General features: G+C 40.0%; 24 protein-coding genes. 6 read left to right on the top strand and 18 right to left on the bottom strand.

Annotation, left to right across the window (positions count from 1 at the left end; genetic code table 11):
* Positions 1-119 precede the first annotated feature (119 nt).
* Complete coding sequence (locus LM917_RS09945; RefSeq protein WP_232697354.1) at positions 120-500, bottom strand: hypothetical protein; 381 nt, start codon at positions 498-500, stop codon at positions 120-122.
* Between LM917_RS09945 and LM917_RS09940 the strand changes: the two genes are divergently transcribed.
* Both LM917_RS09940 and xerS read left to right on the top strand, forming a co-directional pair.
* Positions 472-846, top strand: a complete 375-nt coding sequence (locus tag LM917_RS09940) for a hypothetical protein (protein WP_232697353.1) — start codon at positions 472-474, stop codon at positions 844-846. The genes LM917_RS09945 and LM917_RS09940 overlap by 29 nt on opposite strands.
* A 368-nt stretch (positions 847-1,214) precedes the next feature.
* Positions 1,215-2,369, top strand: a complete 1,155-nt coding sequence (xerS, locus tag LM917_RS09935) for a tyrosine recombinase XerS (RefSeq protein ID WP_232697352.1) — start codon at positions 1,215-1,217, stop codon at positions 2,367-2,369.
* Positions 2,370-2,467: 98 nt separating this feature from the next.
* Here the strand turns inward: xerS and abc-f are convergent, their stop codons facing one another.
* The 10 genes from abc-f to fni all read right to left on the bottom strand — a co-directional run bounded on the left by abc-f (position 2,468) and on the right by fni (position 13,004).
* Positions 2,468-4,435 carry a ribosomal protection-like ABC-F family protein gene (gene abc-f / locus LM917_RS09930; RefSeq protein ID WP_232697351.1) on the bottom strand — a complete coding sequence of 656 codons (1,968 nt, stop codon included), beginning with the start codon at positions 4,433-4,435 and terminating at the stop codon, positions 2,468-2,470.
* Positions 4,436-4,550: 115 nt separating this feature from the next.
* Positions 4,551-4,694, bottom strand: a complete 144-nt coding sequence (locus LM917_RS09925) for a hypothetical protein (RefSeq protein WP_232697350.1) — start codon at positions 4,692-4,694, stop codon at positions 4,551-4,553.
* A 64-nt stretch (positions 4,695-4,758) separates the two neighbouring features.
* A complete protein-coding gene (locus LM917_RS09920) occupies positions 4,759-5,556 on the bottom strand; it encodes an EcsC family protein (protein ID WP_232697349.1) in 798 nt (265 codons plus the stop codon).
* A gap of 69 nt (positions 5,557-5,625) precedes the next feature.
* Positions 5,626-6,891 (bottom strand): Zn-dependent hydrolase, encoded by a 1,266-nt coding sequence (locus LM917_RS09915; RefSeq protein WP_232697348.1) that lies wholly within the window; start codon positions 6,889-6,891, stop codon positions 5,626-5,628.
* Positions 6,892-7,022: 131 nt separating this feature from the next.
* Positions 7,023-7,571 (bottom strand): ECF transporter S component, encoded by a 549-nt coding sequence (locus LM917_RS09910; protein ID WP_309241945.1) that lies wholly within the window; start codon positions 7,569-7,571, stop codon positions 7,023-7,025.
* Between the two features lie 38 nt (positions 7,572-7,609).
* Complete coding sequence (locus LM917_RS09905) at positions 7,610-8,452, bottom strand: energy-coupling factor transporter transmembrane component T family protein (RefSeq protein WP_232697346.1); 843 nt, start codon at positions 8,450-8,452, stop codon at positions 7,610-7,612.
* An 11-nt stretch (positions 8,453-8,463) separates the two neighbouring features.
* Positions 8,464-9,324, bottom strand: coding sequence for an energy-coupling factor transporter ATPase (locus LM917_RS09900; RefSeq protein ID WP_232697345.1), 861 nt, complete (start codon positions 9,322-9,324; stop codon positions 8,464-8,466).
* Positions 9,321-10,190, bottom strand: a complete 870-nt coding sequence (locus tag LM917_RS09895) for an energy-coupling factor transporter ATPase (RefSeq protein ID WP_232697344.1) — start codon at positions 10,188-10,190, stop codon at positions 9,321-9,323. Before LM917_RS09895 ends, LM917_RS09900 begins: the two co-directional genes overlap by 4 nt.
* Positions 10,191-10,607: 417 nt before the next feature.
* Positions 10,608-11,852 carry an MDR family MFS transporter gene (locus LM917_RS09890; RefSeq protein ID WP_232697343.1) on the bottom strand — a complete coding sequence of 415 codons (1,245 nt, stop codon included), beginning with the start codon at positions 11,850-11,852 and terminating at the stop codon, positions 10,608-10,610.
* A 117-nt stretch (positions 11,853-11,969) separates the two neighbouring features.
* Positions 11,970-13,004 carry a type 2 isopentenyl-diphosphate Delta-isomerase gene (gene fni / locus LM917_RS09885; RefSeq protein WP_232697342.1) on the bottom strand — a complete coding sequence of 345 codons (1,035 nt, stop codon included), beginning with the start codon at positions 13,002-13,004 and terminating at the stop codon, positions 11,970-11,972.
* Between the two features lie 262 nt (positions 13,005-13,266).
* On the opposite strand from fni, the gene LM917_RS09880 reads away from it, so the two are divergent.
* Together LM917_RS09880 and LM917_RS09875 are read left to right on the top strand one after the other, a co-directional pair.
* Positions 13,267-13,446, top strand: coding sequence for a cold-inducible protein YdjO-related protein (locus LM917_RS09880; RefSeq protein ID WP_232697341.1), 180 nt, complete (start codon positions 13,267-13,269; stop codon positions 13,444-13,446).
* 168 nt (positions 13,447-13,614) lie between these two features.
* The gene (locus tag LM917_RS09875) at positions 13,615-14,109 is read left to right on the top strand and encodes a hypothetical protein (RefSeq protein WP_232697340.1); all 495 of its coding nucleotides are present in this window, start codon (positions 13,615-13,617) and stop codon (positions 14,107-14,109) included.
* Positions 14,110-14,200: 91 nt separating this feature from the next.
* Here the strand turns inward: LM917_RS09875 and LM917_RS09870 are convergent, their stop codons facing one another.
* Genes LM917_RS09870 through LM917_RS09860 form a run of 3 tightly spaced genes read right to left on the bottom strand, consistent with a single transcriptional unit; the run spans position 14,201 to position 16,771 of the window.
* The gene (locus LM917_RS09870; protein WP_232697339.1) at positions 14,201-14,905 is read right to left on the bottom strand and encodes a prolipoprotein diacylglyceryl transferase; all 705 of its coding nucleotides are present in this window, start codon (positions 14,903-14,905) and stop codon (positions 14,201-14,203) included.
* Positions 14,906-14,917: 12 nt separating this feature from the next.
* Positions 14,918-15,505, bottom strand: coding sequence for a TlpA family protein disulfide reductase (locus tag LM917_RS09865; protein WP_232697338.1), 588 nt, complete (start codon positions 15,503-15,505; stop codon positions 14,918-14,920).
* A gap of 30 nt (positions 15,506-15,535) precedes the next feature.
* Positions 15,536-16,771, bottom strand: a complete 1,236-nt coding sequence (locus LM917_RS09860) for a glutathionylspermidine synthase family protein (protein ID WP_232697337.1) — start codon at positions 16,769-16,771, stop codon at positions 15,536-15,538.
* 78 nt (positions 16,772-16,849) lie between these two features.
* On the opposite strand from LM917_RS09860, the gene LM917_RS09855 reads away from it, so the two are divergent.
* Complete coding sequence (locus LM917_RS09855; protein WP_232697336.1) at positions 16,850-17,299, top strand: hypothetical protein; 450 nt, start codon at positions 16,850-16,852, stop codon at positions 17,297-17,299.
* A gap of 584 nt (positions 17,300-17,883) precedes the next feature.
* Here LM917_RS09855 and LM917_RS09850 read toward each other — a convergent pair.
* The 3 genes from LM917_RS09850 to LM917_RS09840 form a co-directional block, all read right to left on the bottom strand.
* The gene (locus LM917_RS09850) at positions 17,884-18,282 is read right to left on the bottom strand and encodes a DUF350 domain-containing protein (RefSeq protein ID WP_444876690.1); all 399 of its coding nucleotides are present in this window, start codon (positions 18,280-18,282) and stop codon (positions 17,884-17,886) included.
* Between the two features lie 50 nt (positions 18,283-18,332).
* Positions 18,333-18,644 (bottom strand): hypothetical protein, encoded by a 312-nt coding sequence (locus LM917_RS09845; protein ID WP_232697335.1) that lies wholly within the window; start codon positions 18,642-18,644, stop codon positions 18,333-18,335.
* Between the two features lie 251 nt (positions 18,645-18,895).
* Positions 18,896-19,270 (bottom strand): DUF423 domain-containing protein, encoded by a 375-nt coding sequence (locus tag LM917_RS09840; RefSeq protein WP_232697334.1) that lies wholly within the window; start codon positions 19,268-19,270, stop codon positions 18,896-18,898.
* Between the two features lie 194 nt (positions 19,271-19,464).
* Here LM917_RS09840 and LM917_RS09835 point away from each other — a divergent pair, with 194 nt between their 5' ends.
* On the top strand, positions 19,465-20,208 hold the full coding sequence (locus LM917_RS09835; protein WP_232697333.1) for a YwaF family protein: 744 nt from the start codon (positions 19,465-19,467) through the stop codon (positions 20,206-20,208).
* Positions 20,209-20,405: 197 nt separating this feature from the next.
* Here the strand turns inward: LM917_RS09835 and LM917_RS09830 are convergent, their stop codons facing one another.
* Positions 20,406-21,611: a dicarboxylate/amino acid:cation symporter gene (locus LM917_RS09830; RefSeq protein ID WP_232697332.1), complete on the bottom strand. Its 1,206-nt coding sequence runs from the start codon at positions 21,609-21,611 to the stop codon at positions 20,406-20,408.
* Positions 21,612-21,865 lie beyond the last annotated feature (254 nt).

Here is a 21,865-nt window from a genome sequence, read left to right as displayed (position 1 = left end):
AATGTGCAAAATTAGTAGAATAGCTTGATTCATAATAGACAAAAGATAAAAGGTTCCAAAAATTCTCTTGGAACCTTTTGTGTACTAATTGCTACATGTAGGTCTGAAGTCGTCTATTGTTATGAGAGCTTCAGGATGGTTAATGTTGTATTAACCCCATTGTGTAGGTTAACAGGATTATTGGCTGGATTAACTATTTGCACAGCTGCCGGAACTGAAGTGATATTTAAGACAAAGGTTGCAGCAATTGGCCCACCGCCGTTCCCGGAAAGTGGAGTTGGAGTTACAGGCGATCCGCCTACAACCAGATTAAAATCTGCATTACTCTGGTTATGCACCTCAACACTAAAGAAGTAATACCCCGTTTGGTTGATTGTAACCGTAGAAGATGGAGCAGTAAATGAAAATGCTGTTCCTAACTGATCGCTTAAATTGGAAAATACAATAGGTGAATTTCCAGGTACTGGGTCTGTGCCTGTTCCTGGATCACTTCTATACACCCCGATAGCACTACTTACACCAGCTCCTGTTGCTCCAGGCGCTCCGGTTCCTCCTGTTGCGCCAGGTGCGCCGGTTCCTCCTGTTGCTCCAGGTGCCCCAGGCGCTCCGGTTCCTCCCGTTGCTCCAGGTGACCCGGGTGCTTCGGTTCCTCCCGTTACTCCAGGTGCGCCAGGTGCGCCAGGTCCCCCCGTTGCTCCAGGTGCGCCAGGTGCGCCGGTTTCTCCCGTTGCCCCAGTAATACCCGGAATTACTTTGAACGTTATACACGTGGATGAAGATGATGAAGATGATGAAGATGATGATGAAGAAGATGATGATGAAGAAGATGATGAGCAAGATTTATGATGTTTCTTGTAAAACGGGTCTTTCCGTAAAAATCTGCTTATTTCATCATTTCTCTTAAAATTTTTGCCATTTTTGTCATTTAGATTGAACAACTCTTATCACCTCACTTCTTAGCAAAATATGCAAAAGAACAGCTAAGGAGGAGCACATTTTCTGCATACAACAAATACAAACGAATAACTATAATAATTAACTTGAATTCACTAATTTGTGCTTACCTTTGATATCTTTGTATCTCTCCAATAATGCAACGTTACATTTTCCATTTTTGATGTAGATATATACAAAAAATCGAACAATCGTTCGACTTTAACTGCCATATCCTGTATAATAAAGTGAATGTAACTCTTATTTGGTGGTGCAACAATATGTCTGTAACAAAACAACGAGATGCTAAGCAACTTATTCAGCGCATTCCCGCTTTTCCCTGGTATGTGGAAAAATATATGGATCATAAAAAATCAAAACGTGCATCCGTGTCCACTCTGCTTGGATATTTACGAGATTTTGAATTTTTCTTTCGTTGGCTCATTTCTGAAGGTTTAACCAAGGCAAACGAGATGAAAGAGATTGAGCTATCCGAATTAAACGAGTTACGAAAAGAATATGTGGAGTCTTACTTAATCTATCTTCAAGATTCACACCTGTTTGAACGTTCTATCCTACTTACCAATCCAACCAAAAGTGCAAAAAAAGAATATAGCGACGTGACTATTGCTAGAAAATTATCAAGTCTAAAATCACTCTTCTATTATCTATCAGCTTTATCCGAAGATGAACATGGAAACTCTTATTTAACTAGAAACGTTATGGCTAAAATAGAATTGGATGTGGAAGAAGTCACTCCTCTTGCTCGCGCCAATTCCATTCGCTCCAAAATCTTGGTCGATGACGAAATTCAACGGTTTGTCGATTTTGTCTATGATGGATATTTGGAATACTGCAATACAAAAAAGAAACAAGATTTTCACTATCGCAATCGAGAAAGGGATGTTGCCATAGTCGCCTTGATTCTATCTGGTGGCTTTCGTGTCTCTGAAATTGTGAATCTGAATAGACAAAATGTGATTTTAGAGAAAAATCAGCTCCGTATGGTTCGTAAGGGTAAAAAGGAGGATGCTCCTTTTTTTAGCGATTGGGGTAAGCAGTACTTGATGAGTTACATGGAGGTTCGTCATAAATATAATCCTCCTACTGAAGAGGATGCTTTATTCTTGACGGTCTCTCCAACCAAGCCATTTGGTCATCGAATCGACCTGAGAACCGTACAAAAGTTCGTTAAAAAATATGGACAAGCTTTTGGTGTCCCAGATATTTCTGTACATAAATTACGTCATAGCTTTGCCACTCAGTTTTTGCGCCTCAATCCCGATCCGCACCAATTGCAGGCTCAACTGGGTCACTCCAAGATTGATACTACTATGCAATATGCTCATGTCTTGGATGATACCTTAAGTGAAGCAGTCAACCGGACGACGCGAAGAGAAATAGAACTTGAAAACGTGGATGAAGATCTTACCTGATGTACCTACATGGATCGATTTAATTGAAAGCCCCTTGTATCATTACAACCATGTAATGATACAAGGGGCTACTTAACGAACTAATCACGTACCAGCATTTATTTTTCTTCTTGAATTACATACCACTCTGCATATTGTTCTTCCAGCTTTTCCTCTATCCGAGTTATCTTAGCCTGCAACTCAACGATTTGATCTACATGATTACCTGCCTTATTCATGACGGTTAAGCATTCTTCCCGCTCGTTTTCTAACTCCGCTATATCTGACTCCAATTTTGCAAGTTTCCATGGATTTATTTTCTTTTGTGGTTTAGTCGATATCGTTTCGACAGTAGGTTTCTCTGCCTTCTTACCACTCTGATTGGATATTGGCGCTACTTCAATTCTATCTTGTTGTTGATTACTATTTAACAGATTTAACAGACGTTCTTTATGTTTTTCCCGTGATTCTGCATATGTCCCTTCATCATGGACCAATTTTTTATTTTCCACCCAGTAGATGCCTTGCACCAATTTTTGCAAAAAGTAACGATCATGTGAGACTAGTAGTAGAGTACCTTGGTAATGTGAGATTGCTTCTTCCAGGGCTTCTCTCGCTTCAATATCAAGATGATTCGTTGGCTCATCTAGTACAAGTAAATTATGATTCTGATGCATTAATTGAGCTAGGCGAAGCCTCATGCGTTCTCCACCACTTAGTTGGTCAACTTTTTTAAACACCTGATGTCCATAGAACAGGAATTTTGCCAACATATGTCTTGCTTCTCCTTCGGTTACCGTAACGGTCTCTCTGAAAAGGCTTATGATGTCTTTGGCGGCATCTCCATCCAGACCTTGTTGAGATAAAAATCCAACGGTAACCTGACTACCCGTTTTCACGCTCCCTTTATCAGGAGTCTGTGTTCCCATTATCATCTTTAACAAAGTTGATTTCCCGCAGCCATTCGGACCAAGTAACGCCTTTCTTTCACCATATCGTATAGACATATCCGCATTCTCGAAAAGCGCTTTCTGGTCTACTTGCTTGTGAAGCTGCTCCACACGAACGACCTCTTGCCCACTGCGGGAGGCATGTTTAAAGACCAACCCCATTCGATCAGCTTCCATTTTGGGTCTTTCGATGATTTCAATACGTGCCAGCGCTTTCTCCATACTCTTCGCTCGACGATGAAAGCCCTCATTTGGCGGATTGGAGCGATTGCCCCATTCTTTCAGTCTTTTGATCGTTTCTTTCATCTTTTTAATTTTTCTTTGTTGCTCTTGATACTCTGAAAACTGACGAAGCAATCTCTCTTCCTTTTCCTTCACATAGTTACTATATGTGCCTAGGTAATGCTCTATTTCGCCATTGTCTACTTCATAAATAGAAGTTACAACGGCATCCAAGAAATAACGATCATGAGAGATAATCAAGACTGTCCCTTTATACTGTCTAACGAACTCTTCCAGCCATTCCATCGCATCTAGATCAAGATGGTTCGTAGGTTCATCTAAAAGTAAGACATCACTTTGTTGGCATAATAACTTTGCCAGGCCAATTCTGGTTTGTTCTCCCCCGCTTAACTGGTTAAAAGGGGTTTCAAGCAAATTACTGTCGATGCCTAACCCCTGCTTCACCTTGGATATGGTCGTTTCATTATCATATCCCCCTGCTCTTTCAAACTGTTCCTGAATGCCTTGATATTTTTCCAAGAAGATTTGTTGCTCATTTTCTTGCATAGAGGTAAAAAATTGCTCATCTTTCATCTGATCTTCCATTTTGCGCATAATCGAGCCTAACTCGATTGAGGAAGCAAAAGCACTTTGGATTACCTGAAACCCTGTCCATTCAGCTGGAAACTGTGGTCGTTGTGGCAAGTAAGCAAAAGTAGCCCCTTTTGCTCGAAAAATTTGCCCGGAATCCGCCTCTTCCAGATCACACAACAAACGAAACAACGTTGATTTACCTGCACCATTGGGTCCAACAAACCCAACACGTGATTTATCATGAATTTCTAGTGATACATCTGTTAATATTTGTTCTGCGCCGTATGTTTTGGCGATATTATTTGCCGCAATCATAATCATGGTATATATCCGCCTTTCCTTGTTTACGAGGTTATTTCGATAGCAAAACACAAAAAAGCTGCAGGCAAATAACCCGCAGCTGTCGTTTTCATTATGAGTAAATTACTCCTGGTTGCTAACGATGCGTGGTACGCCGTTTTTGTTTCTGTTCATATGGTATTGTTGGTCCAAAAAAGGACAGACTTCTCCCGTAGTTGGAAAAATCATGTGTCATACTGGATGTTTCAACAATAAACCAAGCTTGAACAGATCCACTCACGTACCTTGCACCTCCTTACAGGAAAGTTTTAACTAGTGTATCATAACTCTCTCTTACTTGCCAATTATTTTCTCTCTTCACATTCCTGTAGTTTATGCAGTATTCTGCGTTTTCGATACAACATATGTCCTGTTTCTGCAATGTCTGCAATATGAGACCGATTAAGATATGCTCCAAAAAACATCCCCGCTATGGGGATCATTTGGAATAATTTTTTCCAAGCCATATTATCCATGAAGGTAAGAGAAACCTCTCGCCATCCTTGGATTTGAGCAATTACTTCCTTGTGCTTTTCTTTGCTCTCCATATCAGCCAATTCATCCAGAATTGCTTTTTTTCCGACCAGATCCGCTGAAGCAAACTGAAGGCATTTAATAATAAAGACACGCTCCGTTTTGTCATGCGGATCAAAGCCATACACTATAGCAATCTCCTGTAAAACCTTAAGAGATAAGCCAATAATCATGGGAATATCAATTGCTAATGTGAACATGCCACCAAATCCGGTACTCGCACCTTGTACAGTAGCAACATTGGTTCGTGAAGTGCCCAAATCCTTGGCCACCTGATCCATCTCAGTTAACGGCATTGCAGATACCTGACTTAGATGATTGGGCTTGTCAGGAAAGCGATTTAGTATATCTTTTTCGCTAATGAGATGCTTTCCTCCAGACTGGATAAAGGCACCTAACTCATTGAGCATTTCACCAACTTTATCTTTTAACATTTTGGGAGCTACCCTGTCGAGTAACACGAACGGAAGCCGACCTATTTTTTCCCAGAACCATAAATCTTTCTGATCTTGCTCCCAGGCAAGCACAGCATCTAATTCTTTATGTAAATACTCTTTTGTCTCCTTCATATTAACTCTCCCATCGTCACGTATGTATTCCTTCATACGAATATCCTAGATAGAGTGTTTCAAAAATTGTTATTCATTCGACAGTTTGAGCACAGTATCACAAAGAATAGAGACACCAATTGCGATATCTTCTGCATCTGCCCATTCTTTGGGATTGTGACTAATCCCATCCTTACAACGGACAAATAGCATTGCCATTTCAGTGATAGAGGCCATGATCATAGCATCATGTCCAGCACCACTAATTAATTCTGGCAGGATCATTCCATGTTTGTCGGCAGAAGATCTAAGTTGTTCCATGAGCTTGTGGGAAGGCTCTACTGGTGACTCAGATAGCAACTGTTCAATATGGTACTCAAGTCCACGGCGTAAAGAAATGTCTGCAAGTACCACCTCAACATCGGTTATCAGCTTATGTAGGCGCTCATCGTCGGAATCTCGAATATCAAGGGTAAAGCTTACTTCCGATGGAATAACATTGGATGCCCCAGGAAAAATTTCAAGGGTGCCAACCGTCCCAACTGTTGGCAGCTTCGCATCATGTCCACATAATTTTTCAATTGCTACCATAGCCTCTGCTGCACCCATCATAGAATCACGTCTCATTGGCATTGGGACAGTTCCAGCATGACCTGCTTCTCCCCGAAGCGTAATTCGTAACACATAAGAACCAGCAATGCAGGTAACAAGTCCGACAGGTTGATTCATCGCTTGTAAATAAGGTCCTTGTTCAATATGTATCTCTAGATAAGCTCTAACATCTGTAGCATTTCGAACAGAATTAGCCATTTTCTCAGTCGATAGTCCAAATTGCTCCATCGCTTCCTTTCGACTAATTCCTTCCACGTCGATAACTGCTAGTTCTTTATCTGTAAGGTAACCGCATATCCCCCTACTTCCAAATAACCCATCTGAAAAACGAGCCCCTTCTTCATCAGAAAATGCTATGACTTCGATCGGATGTTTATGAGATACGTTGGCATCATGTATGGCCTGAACAATCTCAATGCCGCTGATCACTCCAACCGTTCCATCAAATTTACCACCATTAGGAACAGAATCTATATGTGAACCGATCATGATAGCAGTGGCGTCAGGATCACTTCCTTCTCTTCTGCCAATCAGATTGCCAAAATCATCTCTTCTTACCTTCATGCCAGCTTGCTTCATCCATTCTCCAACCAATTGTTGTGCCTTATCATCTTCTTCAGTCAAAGGAAGACGTGTAACACCATTCCGATCCGTCTTTCCGATCATAGCTAGCTGCTCGATTCGTAAAGATAGTCGCTCTGCATGAATACGTTTGTTATGTATGTGCTTCTCTTTATCGAACATGTAACTCTCCCCATTGCGAATTTTTATCATCCTCTTATTATTCCACGAAGCATTTCAGATTACTATGTTCTTTTAGCATAAAAATAGCTCTACTAATAATAGTAGAGCTAAAACAATCATATTCTGCATGTTCAGGATATTTTTGACTTTTGCTTTCCGGATGGTCCTAGTTTTTTCCAGGTGGTAACAACAGCAAGGGTTACAATAACCGAGACAATTGCCTCCGGAATCCCCTGGGTAAGTACAACCGCTATAGCCGCGCCAGGGACCAGGTAGTTTTGAACAACTGCCATTGTCATAACCAGAATCGTATTACTTAGTGAACCTACAAATCCTGCCATGCCGATTGCTACATACTGATTAAAGTTTTTTAATCCTACATACGTAATATAGGCGAATACCCCAATAAGAAGTCGAGGTAAAATGGCTACGAGCGGGTCTTTAAATAGTACGACGGTGGCATTTAAAAAAGATGATACACCAAAGATAAGTCCAATTATCATACCAACGCCCCAGCCCTCCATAATCGCACCAATGATTACGGGGATGTGCATGATTGTAGCATTACCAGCAGGTGTAGGAACAGGAATATAACCGATACGAGTCACACCAAGCAGGATCGCAATCGCTCCTAGCACCCCGGCAATCACAATTTTTCGTACTGTGAGTCCTCTTTCCACCATGAATCTCCTCCTTTATCTCGTTTTTCTATTGATTTTTACCACGGATATGGAATGAAAACAAGCACAAAGACAATTCCTACACTAACCAGCAATGCAACATAATCATTTCCGTTCGCTTTGTACTGCGTATAAACCGTTCTGGATGAACCTGGGGTATAACAACGTGCTTCCATTGCTAAAATAAGGTCTTCTCCCCTTGCTAGAGCAACATTGAAGAGAGGGATAATCAAAGGGAACATTTCCGTTGTTCTTTTGATAATTTGCCACCAAGCGCCTGTGCCAAATTCCGCTCCTCTTGAGGCTTGCGCTTTCATCATTTTTTCCATTTCCATCGCGAAAGTAGGTACAAAACGAATCGCAATCGTAATAATTAGAGAGAAGGCATGCACGGGAAACTTCACCTTTTGCAATGGCGACAGTAGTCGCTCCAAGCCTCTGGTAATTTCCGTTGTAGATGTGCTCAACGTTAAAATACTACTTAAAAATATGATTTGCATAAAGCGTAGAACTGATATGATGACAATTTTTATACTAGCGCTAGATACTTCTAAAAAACCTAACTGCCAATAAATCACATTATCTGGCGACATTTCTTTATACAAAAACAGTTGCATGAGACCAATAATAATCATAAAAGGAATAGCAGGCTTTAAACCTGAAACACCATAACTAACAGGTATTGATGCAAGGTGGAACAAGTAGATGGATAGAAATAAACCAATCAAATTCCCAATATAAGAATCACATATGGCGATACCTACAAGCAGGATGGCAAAAGAAGCAAGCTTAAATCTGGGGTCCAGCTTGTGTATGATAGAATTACGGACAAGATATTGCCCTATGGTTATATTACGGGTCAGTTCAAACGGTGAGGACACGTTTTCACCTCCTACTCTGGCAAAAGTTTGCGAATTTCTGTTGATGCATCTTCTACTCGGAATCTCCCTGTATTGACAGCGTATCCTTCCTCATGTAGTCGATGTAAGGTTCTCACAGTCTCTGGTGTCCCGATTCGATGCTGCAAGATTATTTCTGGGTTAGTAAATATCTCTTCAGGTGTACCATGGCATACTTCTTTTCCACCTGCCATTACATAGATACGGTCTGCCAAATAGGCAACCTCCTCCATATTATGAGAGACGAAAATTACGGTAATACCCTCTTCCTGGTTCAATTTTTTAATTTTCTCCAGTAGTTCTCTACGAGATTTTGGATCTAAACCCGCTGTAGGCTCGTCCAACACTAATATTTTTGGGCGTAGGGCAAGAACTCCCGCTAAAGCTACCTTCCGTTTTTGTCCACCACTCAATGCAAAGGTCGCACGGTCTTTCATCTCATCAAAAGGAAGACCTACCATTTCCATTGCCCACTTCACTCGTTCCCTAACCTCTTCCAAAGGAAGCTTCATTTTGAAAGGGCCATATGCAATATCATCCCCGACAAGCTTTTCAAAGAGTTGATCCTCTGGATTCTGAAAAACGAGTCCCACCTGTCTGCGAAGCGACTTCACATCCAGCTTTGGTTTAGTTAGATCCATGCCGTTGATCATGACATGTCCGGTTTGCGGGAAATGTATACCATTAAAGTGTTGAATGAGCGTAGATTTACCACATCCAGTATGACCAATGATGGCAACTATCTCACCCTCTGTGATTTCCATATTCACTCCCAAAAGCGCCTGATGCTCAAGAGGAGTGCTTTTCATATATACATACGTTAGATCTTTTACACTCAAAATAGGCTGGTTCATGATTTGCTCTCCTCTTGATTAACGTGAGTCAGCCGTTTCACTTCTGATACAATCTCTTCAGGATTCATCGCAGTAGCGTTGAACGAAGAGACTTCTTGATGTAAAACTTTTGCTATTCTACTACAATCAGGGACGTCGAGATGTAGCGACTCCAGTTCCTGCTGCCTCATAAAAATCTCTCTGGGACTCCCCACCATTGCGATCTTGCCTTCAGCGATTACAATTACTCTATCAGCTTCAATCACTTCATTCATATGGTGAGTCACTGTAATAATAGTCATTCCGTTCTCATGGAGCTTGCGCATGATGGCCAATACATCATCTCGACCATAACTATCTAACATACTGGTGGCTTCATCTAATACCAGACATTCCGGCTGCATGGCTAGAATTCCTGCAATCGCTACTCGCTGTTTTTGTCCACCAGATAGGTGATGGGGTGGACGATAGCGATATTCGCTCATTCCTACGGCTTCTAGCGCTCCAGTTATTCTTGCATCCATCTCGTCGTGAGGAACCCCTATATTCTCTAAACCAAACGCAATGTCATCTTCCACAATGGTCGCCACGATTTGGTTGTCAGGGTGTTGAAAGACCATGCCGACGGTACGTCGAATCTCTTTTATCTGGGTGCGATCACTAGTAAGCAAGTTCTTCACACGTACTTGCCCCTTCTCTGGAACAAGAATTCCGTTTAGTAGCTTAGATAACGTTGACTTTCCCGATCCGTTATGACCAATTATCGCTACATATTCTCCCTTTTGTACAGAAAAACTCACATCTGTTAAGACTTGTAGAGTTTCTTTTGAATTTATCTTATAGGAGTAGGAGACATCTTCCACCTGTAATAGTGGTTCGTTTGCCATAGATTACTTCCCCCTCTCTCGTTCCTCTCAGTAATTTATCTACACCGCTTCATATGTACTGGTATTTTGTCATTTTTAACTGCTTGGTGTGAAATTGAATCAACCTTGACATGTTTTTCACCTGTTTAACTATACGAAATTCAGCCAAAGTAAACAACATCGAATATAAATGTTCGCGAAAAAGAATATTTTTTGTCTTACTTCCAGATTAAAATAGTTATTTTCCTATTTTGCCCATCAAGCGTCCAGTCAAATCTATTTTCATTGATTGTGCATGACTTGATATCCTTTTTTCGTACAATTCGTCATTCTTTTATATTTTCCCTGTCAGTCATGTATAGAAAAACTCTACACAACAAATAAGAGGATCTGTTTTAATGAAGCAGCAACAGATCCCCTGACAAGATGATTAGGTATTTATCTATGTAATGTTTCCTGTACTTTTGAATAGACAGGTCGATCATAGACCATATAACAAATCATTGGAATCAAACAAATAGCAACCATTGCATATATCATAATAATCGGTGAAAAGTTCTCATATAGAAAACCACCAATAACCGGTCCAAACATCCTTCCTGCTGTTGCGGAACCGCTTATTGCACCTTGAAAAAAGCCTTCCTTCCCAGGAGTGGAGAGTTCTGCAGCAGCTGCTGGAATTGCTGGCCAAAGTAACATTTCCCCGAAGGTTACAATCATCATTCCAATCACGAAAAACATATATGATTGATTGATAGTTAATACACCAAACCCAGCAGCAAAAATGAGAAGTCCCGTCAGCATTTGAGAACGCAAACCTTTTAGTACCCTTTGAGTAAGCAGGGAGCATAACGGTTGTGCCAAAATGATTAGTGCACCGTTAATCGTCCATAATAAACTGTATTGTGACAGCTTAAAACCTAGATCAGTCATGTAAGAAGAGAAGTTGGTTGACCATTGTGCATAGGGAATCCATGTGATAGCAAAACCTAAACATAAGATCATGAGGGAAATACCATAAGGAGATTGCCAAATAGATGGTCCTCTCACTTTTACGTGTACATCATCATATTGCTTCGTCTTGGGCTCGCTCGTGTTCTCAACGGAAGGGCGTTTCATTTTATTGCGTAACCCGATTAAGATAATTGCCAAAAAGATCAAATTAGTAATCCCATTTACGATAAAAACAAGTTGAAATGAGACGCCTGCCACTAATCCGCCTAGCGCAGAACCCACAGCAACACCAAGGTTTTGTGAAAGATAGACGAGATTAAACGCACGCCGTCCCCCTTTAGGCCAAATCGTACCAGCCATTGCATTCAGTACTGGCAATACAAGAGCATTCCCGAATCCTAGTACTCCCATAATAAACACATAAAAGTACCAATCCCGAAAGAAAGCTAGGGAGAAAACACATGCTGTAGAGATGATGCCTCCCGTTAAAATGGTTTTAACGCCACCCACCTTATCATGAAGGTAGCCTCCCACCATGCTTCCAATAATACCTGTTCCTGCATGTAACATCAGGACAAGACCAGCGATCGTAGCAGGTTTATCCAGTATTGTTGTGATATAAATATTGTTTAAAGGCCAAATAAAAGAGGCACCCGTCACGTTAATGATGGCACCTAATGCTAAAATCCACAATTCACGTGGATATGAAGCAAATAACCGGCTAACCACTAATCTCCCTCCTCTTGCTCAAATTTTCTTTACCGATAAATGATCTCTTGCCTTGAAGCTATCAGATCAGGAGGGTACGGTCAATTCATTTTTATCATGATAGCTCTTCTGATTTAACTATTCCTTTTTAAACAAGCGTTCTGTCGTTTTTAATGCCTGTAAATCACTTGCTCCAATCCCAAACATGACAGATTTACATTCGAATTCTATCCGCTCCATTTCTTGCAAGACTTCTTCAACTGAACTAGTCGCAGCTTGTAGTAGCGAACGCCCAAATCCAACAAAATCCGCTCCAAGTGCAATTGCTTTAGCTGCTTCTACTCCAGTTCTAATTCCGCCACTACCTATTAGCAATAGATCGGTTGAGACTTTCCTTACTTCAAGAATACTTGTAGCCGTCGGGATTCCCCAATCAAGAAATGCTTCTGCTGCATCCCAAATTCGTTTATTCTTGTTACGATGTTTTTCCACTTCAATCCATGAAGTTCCGCCTGCTCCAGCTACATCAATAAAAGATACGCCTGCTTCAATCAATTTACTGGCGGAAGCAGAGTCAAATCCAAACCCAACCTCCTTCACCCCAACTGGCACATCTGAAGCTTTACATACTTGTGCAATTTTGGTTATCAGCTGATGAAAATTGGTATCTCCTTCTGCCTGAAAAACCTCCTGCATGCTGTTTAAATGAAGTACAAGTGCATCTGCCTCTACCATATCTACAATTCTCTTGCATTCATCTATGCCATATCCATTATTTAATTGGACGGCTCCTAAATTAGCGATAACAGGAACCGTAGGCGCTTTCTTACGTATCTGAAAGGTCGTGACCAACTCTTCTTTTTCTATCGCTGCACGCATTGATCCAAGTGCCATCACCCAGCCTCTGATCTCTGCGGCTTCTGCTAATTTTTCATTAATCTCTTTTGCATAGGTAGTACCACCAGTCATTGAGCTGATTAAAAATGGGGTTCTCACCATTTTATTAATAAAACCCGTTTGCAATGATATCTGTGAAAAATTAATTTCGGGTAGTGCAGCATGTAAAAAACGGTAGGATTCTAGTCCAGTTGTAACACTGCTTGTTACTTGTTCTTCCATGCATATTTTTATATGTTCCGTTTTTCTTCGTTCTGTTTGCGAGTGATCTTGCAAATGAGTCACCTTCTTTCTATCAACGGGTAAAAATTATTTGAAATTCTCGCTCAAACATTTCCTTTTTAAATGTAGGTAAAATTACACAACTATGCAAGAGTGTATAACACTTAAATGGAGTATTCCTTCATCTTTGCTATATTTTTTGTTAATTGAGGTATAATTACACCCCAAACATGCTTATTCTAAGGAAAGAATGTATAATAGAAAGTAGAACGTAAATAGGGACTTATGGTTTATCATCCCAAGGAGGTGGTCAGACATGTTTCACGCCAGAAGAACAGAGGAACCAGTTGTGGCAGTTGCGACATCTGTGTGGACCTGTATGCAGGCCGATTGCATCTGTTGGATGAGAGAAAATTTAACGTTCGACAAAGTACCAACTTGCCCGATATGTAGCTCTGCTATGGAAAGAGATACGAAACTTCTTCCTCCATTATAGGAGTTTCCGATGATCAGACCTGTCCCACTTGGTTGTTTAGTGGACAGGTCTTTACGTCATCTCCCCCACTTTTTTGACAAAATTATTGCTCCCCGTGCGAATTAGATGAAAATTATGGTATGATAATAAGGTTTAATGAGATCATCTAGTTAAAAGATGGAGGAAGACATGCTTACGTTTGAACAAAAACAAGAAATAATCGAGTCATTTCCTGAACTCGCCAAAAAAGCAGTTTCACTAGGACGCTTCAATTATCATTTTGAAGAAAGCAAGCACGAGAAAAAAATTGTTGTTAATCATCTACATCCAAATGGTAATGGTTTTGTCTATGCTGGACATTTACCAAAAAAGAAAACGGATCAAAAGGGTATGGTCAATATCAGAGATTACTCTGCTGACGAATTACGTACCCTCATTGCCGCTTCCATTGACTTTTTATCAAAAGAACCTGTAGAACCTGTAGAGAAACAGGACATTTATTCTTCTGATGAACAGGAAGCAGTTGAAGAAACCTGGGCAAACAAGATAGGGCAAACTCTCCAGTTACTTCAAGAGGATGACTTATGGAATTTGTATACGGGAAGCAATCTGGAAATGTCGACAACTTCTTATAAGGAAGCTGTTATGTATCTGCAAGAAGAAGGTTTTTATAAAAAAGCTTAACATACTTTAATAGTCAAAGAAAAAGCATCTAGTGATGGAGCCAAATCTCATCCATATAGATGCTTTTTTCTATCTGTCATCCATCTGACATTTATTTCGCTTTAGCAATACCATCATATACATACATGCCACAACCTATTAAAAGTATGGAGATATATTGAGAAGTTGCTAATCCCGCGTAAAAATTAGTCGTTCTCTCGAAGAATGACATCAATAATATTGCGCCACCTCCTACTAAGCAAAACCTGCTTACATAGTAGCCTGAGCCGATAATGTTCTTTGCGCGATATAGAAAAATGAGGAATAGGAAAGCAATAATCGCGTAATACCAATGAAGTGGATGATACATGATCTGAGATTCTTCAAGCGTCATTCCCCATGGCATGGTAGTAATTCTACCAGGCTGCGGAACAAGCAGATAATAGAAAAAGGTAAATACACTAACCCCGATTGCTAGTAAATCCCCCATTTCAAAATAGGCTACAAGACTTTTTCGATTGGAGTAAACAATATAGATGACTGCTGCAACGATACCCATTGACACGTGTTTAAGCGAGCCTGATGACCATAATAACGAGGCAGGTGACTCCAAATACCAACTCAAATTGGTTAACAGCGGTCCGAATTTCCAGAATAGCAATACAAACAATCCAGCATTCATGATTACAGATACCATGCGCTCACGATTCTGATAATTGAGCGTTTTGGCTTTATGGTTCATTAAGAGAACAGATATAAACAAAGCTGCTACAAGAATAAACCTGGGGTTATTGATCAAGTTGTTAATAAAGCCCATGTCTCTTCTCCCCTATTCATTTATCATTCGAAGTATTTTATCTTCAAATACATCTGGCGGTAATACTCCTATTGCCACATCAATTATTACACCGTCTTTATTAATGAAATATGTGGTTGGAATGGAGTAAGCATAATATTTTTTCTTTACGCTAGCACTCTCGTCAAGCAAAACAGGAAATTCAAATTTATACTGATCTACAAACTCGTAAGCTAAATCCACTGAATCGCTTTTTGTCAGATTAACTGCATAAAATTCAGCTTTGTCTTTGTATTTTGCATATAAATCGGTAAGCATGGGGGCTTCTAAATGACATGGTTCACACCAAGAAGCCCAGAAGTTGACAAGAACGGGTTTGCTCGCCTTCTGCTGGTCACTAAGACGATACGATTTCCCATCTAAGCCTTTCAGTTCAAATGAAGGAGCAAGAAAGCCAATACGAGGTAATTCCTGTTTTTCTTCCTTCGCCGCTGGATTGCCTGATTTTGTGGAATTACCAGTTTCAGTTGGCAGGTTATTATCTTTTATTTGTTGATTTATTGTCTGTGTCAAAAAAAACAGTACTACCATCGATATGATAACCGTTCCGAATTTTTTCATGGTGCCACTCCTCTTGCGTTGATCTAACAATTATTTCGAACCTGAGTGACCACAAGGTAAGAAATATGACAGATTATCAGTAATCTGCCCTCCAACTCGGTAGCCAATAGCAGACGGGGACTCATTTATGAGAAAACTGCCCACCATCATATGTCCTACCTTTTCGCCTAGTTCAGTCTTGTACGTTGTCTTAGGCAAAGGTACAAACTGTTGATAGACAGGAAGATAGTTCACGTATGATTTATTCTTGTCTTCCAAGATAACTCTTCCTTTTTCGTATATCTCTACCGTGTCTCCTTCACGACCGAAAGCTGGCTTTTTCACAAAAGCTTGCTTTTTCTCTATGAAGGGTTCAGCTTCCAGATAGGTAGGTAAAAAGTGCTTGCTAATCCATCCATGCTCTTCTTCTGTAAAGTATGGATGCTTCTCTTCGTGCAGCCCCCAAATGATAGCTTGAACTGCCTTACTTTGTAAAAGAAACGCTGATAGTGGATTAACAATAGCCAACTTATTCTGGATTACTAAATCAAGGAGCATTTCTCCCACGTGTTCTTTTGTTTCAGGATCAAAATCCTGGAGCATGTTTTCTATCGGATACGTTTGTCGATACAAGATATCAATTTGGTTACCAGCCTGATCAAAAAGCCCTTCATTTTCTCTGATTCGTAGTTCTTCTAACGGAATAAATTCTGCTGGCAGTCCTGTCAACGTGCGTAGATATTCAAGTGTAAACCTATCTTCTGAATGATCTCCATGAGCAGAATAAACTAATCGCACCTGTTCTTTATGTAGGCTTTTTCTCGCATGTTCAATGGCATAGGTCACAGCTTTTCTTAGACGTATCTCTTCTTTTGCATTCGGATTTACCACTCCAAAATGATGACAAATTTGCCCGTTTACATGAAATAGTTCTTTAATGAATGTGGGTGTATCACTATTTATTTCTAAAACCACAAAATGCTCACCCGCTTTAACCAAATCAAGTCTGGCAATCACACTTTCCATTGGCATAGGATGATGGCGTACATATTTAATTGAGGAAGCTGGAAAACCAAGACCTTCTAACAGACTATCGTCTACTTCTCGTAATAATTTTGCCATTTTGAAAAAAATCTTACCGGCACGTTCTGTTGCTTTTCGTATAGCATCCACTTCTTCTTTATGTATAAGATGGATATCAAACAAGCTGTATTCTTGCCCGTACAAATCCGCCCAATAATCAGGAATTTGCTGATAAAAAGCAGCCCTTGCATCCTTATGAGTCATTTGATACTCTCTCCTTGCATCCTTTTCTGCCTCGCTTGCGTATAACATAGTAATCATAACAGATTATGGGAGGTTTCTATGCGTTCAGTCACATGTTACATAAAAAACGGGGAAGATTTCACTGCCTTTGCCGAATATCACTCCACAGACATTGGTGAAGACGGGATTCTTGCACGTCATTTGTGTACCTATTTCATAAAAGACCGCATTCAGTACAAATTGCTTTCTAACGAAATGGAAGAGGACAGGGAAATTCTCATTTATGAAGACCAAGGAACGGCTTCCCACTATCAAGATGAACGTTATAACAATGGTTCCGGTGTTTTGGTTGAATTCAGAAGGTTGCAATCGTTTAGTGAACCGCTACTCGTCCATCAAATGACCTGCAAAAACCATACAGAGGTTGTTCGATATTTGATAAAAGATTACATCTATGTAGCACAACTGGGACATCAACTAGTTGATTCTTCTGAGATTGACGAAGATCGAGGTGTGTATGTGATCTATCTTGATAAGGATGCCTCGTAACTAGGCTAATGGCTTATAGATCAATTACTTTGAAACAAGGATATTCCTTGCTAGGATTTTTAAGGATTGCCATCTTCCTACTGTCGTGGAGAAAACCAGCTTCTCTTTTCACCCTTCGCTAAAAGTCTTCGCCCCACACAGGATTAGACTGTGCGCTACGCTGGGCCGGGCTTCGCCAAGACGCTCTTTGTGAAAAGAGAATCTGGTTTTTCATGCTGTTGGTTTTTCTTGTGTTTTTCCACCGCAGCCCTTTGCAGAAGAAGCACATTTTTTGTCTAGAACTATTTAAGATCCGACCTAGCTATACGACAAAGAGTGCGGATTAAAAAGTGCAGCCCTGTGAGATACTGCGTAGTATTCTCCTCCTTTTGCACTTTCCGTATTCTTTGTTGTGTAGCGGACAGTCTTTACTACCATGCTGGACCTTAACGAGTTTGCAGACAAAAAATGTGCTTCTTCTGCATACCCACCACAGTAGTCATTTAGAGTCCATTAGGATTTTTATAAATACCTATCTGTTAAAAAAGGCATCGCTCAAAGTTAACAAGTAGCTTTGACTGATGCCTTTTTACCTTATCAAGGGGTTAATATGTAAGACATTGGGCAATGACCCAGCCAACCGACAAGGACATCATCATCAAAATTATGCCTACAGCGGTATTATTGTTCTCAATTGCTTCCCTGATACTGAAACGAATCGTAAAAATTTCTGCAAGATAAAAGAATAATATCTGTGCTGCAATTCCAATAAATCCCCAGATGACCATATCTAGTAGGTTGATCGAGTTAGCAACGGCAGAACCGAGTACGAATGCAAGCCCTAACACTTTTCCTCCGAGTGTTAAAGCTGCTGCCTGGTTATTCTTGCTAATTTGGTGTAATTCCCTTACTTTTGTTGTACTAAAGATAAAGATAAACATTCCGATCATTAGCATTAAAAAGGCTGTTCCGGCATACATGGCAAAATTAAGGTATAAATTCACTATCAATCACTCCTGTTTTGGACTCAAATCAATTACCTACTATCAAAACCCTATTCATTATCCACCAAAGGAGCTACTGCTACCAAAGCCGCCTTTTCCGGTAGAGCTTTTGAAACTACTGCTGTTTTTGTACTGTTTATAAGATGAACTGTCGTGTAACGAGCTTTTACTAGCGTAATATTTACCCCCGTGATAATAACTTCTATAATGACTAGAACTGCTATCATCACACTCATATACCCCATCATTCCAGTCATACTCCCAATCGCTACAGCCGGAATCCTGCGGTAACGGTGGTTGTGTTGCCGAAGCAGAATCAGAACAACCAGCCAATCCCATGGACACCAGTGCGATTGAAGCAACACCAGACACCATTTTTTTTGTTTGGCTCATGGTAACCTCCTTAACGCTATATTAGAAATGAATAATTTACCATAATATTTACGTTCTTTTCACAAAAAAGTTTCGTACTCATGAAATATTTTGACATTATACACCATCATGCGTTCAATTTCTTACGAGACATACTGTAGCAAATATACCTGTTAATCAGCGAAAATAAGCTCTGTCATTATTCGACAGAGCTTGGTGAAAAATTCATTTAGCCAGGAGCTTACAGTTGGTTTTTTGCGGCAATAACAACCATGATCCAACCGATAATCATGAAAGTTCCCCCAATTGGTGTAATTGCACCTAACATTCCAATTCCTGTTAAGCATAGTACGTATAAACTTCCAGAGAAGATGATTGTCCCTGCAACTAACAAGTTCCCTGCCCATTTTAATGCTGAACTCTCACCCTTACGTGAAACAAACAGCCCAATGAACAACACCCCTAATGCATGGTACATTTGATATTTTACAGCTGTTTCCCAGTTAGCCAATTGATCTGCAGTTAAAATGTCTTTCAAAATATGTGCGCCAAATGCTCCAAACGCTACAGCAAGCATTGCCAGGATTGCTCCAAAAATTACGAATTTTTTCGCCATAAATGACTCCTTCTCCCTTACAATCTGATGCCAAAAAGAATGATTACTTTCCATCATAGCATCTCAGGAATTATTGTCACTTGATGTTTACAACTTGAACGTGGACAAAAAGTGAAGATTTGTTCATAGAATTTTTCGTGAATAACTCTTATACTGGAAATGTATGGCTGTTCAATTCAAAGGAGTGTTAGAAGATGCCGCAATATTTCGGTTCCTTTATTGAGGGAGATCCATTTATACACTACTCCGTCTCTCATCTTATCATGCTACTTATTACTGTCCTTGTCATTATCCTGATGTACGCATATAAACGTGCTTCTGAATCTTTTCAATGGGGGCGTCTCGTACTTGCATTATTACTCATTCTATCGGAAGGCTCGCTTCATTATTGGTATTTTGCAAATGGGATTTTTTCTCCTGTTGATACGCTTCCGCTCGAATTATGCAGTATTTCTGCTCTCCTTTGCATAATCATGTTATTGACGAAGAGTTATCGTATCTATGAAATTGTTTTTTTCTGGGGACTAGGAGGAGCAACCCAAGCACTATTGACACCCGTACTTGATTTTCCCTATCCATATTTCCGATTCTTTCAGTTTTTTATAACACACATTGCTATCGTACTTGCCTGCCTTTATATGACTTGGATTAAAGGATATCGCCCGACTATGCGGTCTGTATGGAAATCATTTGGCTGGCTTCAAATATTAGCTTTATGCGTATTTGCTGTGAATAAATGGGTAGGAGCTAACTATATGTTTTTATCTCATAAGCCACATTACCCTACTTTACTTGATTTGCTAGGACCTTATCCTGGTTATATTATCTGGTTGGAATTGATTGCACTTGGGGTCTTTTTCTTATTGTATGCACCATTTGGAATCCAAAACTGGCTAGGAAAGAAAAAGAGAATAACATCTCGCTTGATTTCTAAATGATTGATGCAACTATCATTTACTTTGGGAAGAATCTTCATGTTAATGAAGAGGACGCAGCAAAAGCGACTGGAAATCCCTGCACTGTAACTGATCGTAATCAGGCAAATAAAATCCCACAGCATAAAATCCTTGTAGCTGTGGGATTTCCCTTTACAAGAAAAACCCAGTACCTACAAGATACTGGGTCTTTCTTACATTTAAACTTCTAAGATTGACTGCTTACTTGTTTCCATATGTTCTTTCTTATTACCGCCGCTAAAACGATCTGTTAGTACTGCAATTGCACCGTCACCTGTGACATTACAAGCTGTACCAAAACTGTCTTGCGCCAAATACAAGGCAATCATGAGAGATGTAAGAGTTGGAGTGAACCCTAGCATGGTTTCCAAAAGTCCTATGGCTGCCATTACCGCACCACCCGGTACTCCAGGTGCAGCTACCATTGTAATCCCCAGCATCAGGATAAATGGGAGCATTACTGCGACTGAAGTAGACATACCGTTCAACATCATTACTGCCATCGAGCAAGAAACCAAGGTAATGGTACTGCCAGAAAGATGGATGGTCGCACATAAAGGGACTACGAAATCAGCAATTTGATTACTTACCTTATTTTCTTTAACCTGTCTTAATGTAACAGGAATGGTAGCTGCAGATGACTGCGTACCAATGGCTGTCATATATACCGGTAGCATATTCTTTAGCATAGAAAGAAAACTCGTCTTAGAAACAGTGCTGGCTAATGCATATTGCATGAGAATATAAATGATATGCAGAGCAATGATGACCATAAACACTTTAAAGAAAACAGAAATAATAGTCTGTACCTGACCACCATAGGTTAAATTACTAAAAACGGACATGATGTGTATAGGTAATAAAGGAATAATGATAGCAGAAATACATTTTTCGACAATATCTCGTACATCGATCATCACTTTTTGTAAGGATGCCCCTTTAATTGCAGCCGATCCTAATCCAATGGTAAAAGCAAATAACAGTGCAGTCATTACACCCATAATTGGTGGCATATCGATTACAAAGTAAGGTTGGGTTAAGGCTTCTTCTGGATTATTTACGAAACTGGATAACTGACCTACTGTTAGCATTTTGGGAAACAGATAGCTACCTACTGCATAGGCAATCCCACCTGCAATAATCGTAGAGCCATATGAAAAAGCAGTTGTTATTCCTAAAAGCTTTCCAGCCCCTTTTCCCAATTCCCCAATACCAGGAGCAATAAAGCCAATAATAATCAAAGGGATGATAAAACCTAGAAAATTGCCAAAGATACCACTGAATGTAGCCAATACTTTAACTACCGGTTCTGGTGAAATGGAACCGATTACCACCCCTAGGATAATGGCGATAATGATCTTAGGTAATAGGCCCATTTTTTTCATCAAGTCACGACCTTTCTTCGAGCTGATTGTGTCCACCCGATACGGACATAATTCCTTTTACGATGGATTGTCGTTACCTTACCATAAGCATTAATTTTTGTCAGTAGGATTGAAAAAAGTTGTATAATTACGAATATTTTTTGTATTAAACTGAAAATCCTTTTGTTATAAGGTTTTTCAATAACCTATGAATTGATGGTAACAAGAAAAATGTAAGGGGATTATTTCCTAAAGTAGTTTTCATCAAATTTTTG

This window comes from Brevibacillus daliensis (assembly GCF_021245735.1).
Classification (GTDB): Bacteria; Bacillota; Bacilli; order Brevibacillales; family Brevibacillaceae; genus Brevibacillus_B; species Brevibacillus_B daliensis.
The sequence above is the reverse complement of the archived record's forward strand: the minus strand, read 5'-3'. Positions and strand labels throughout refer to the sequence as shown.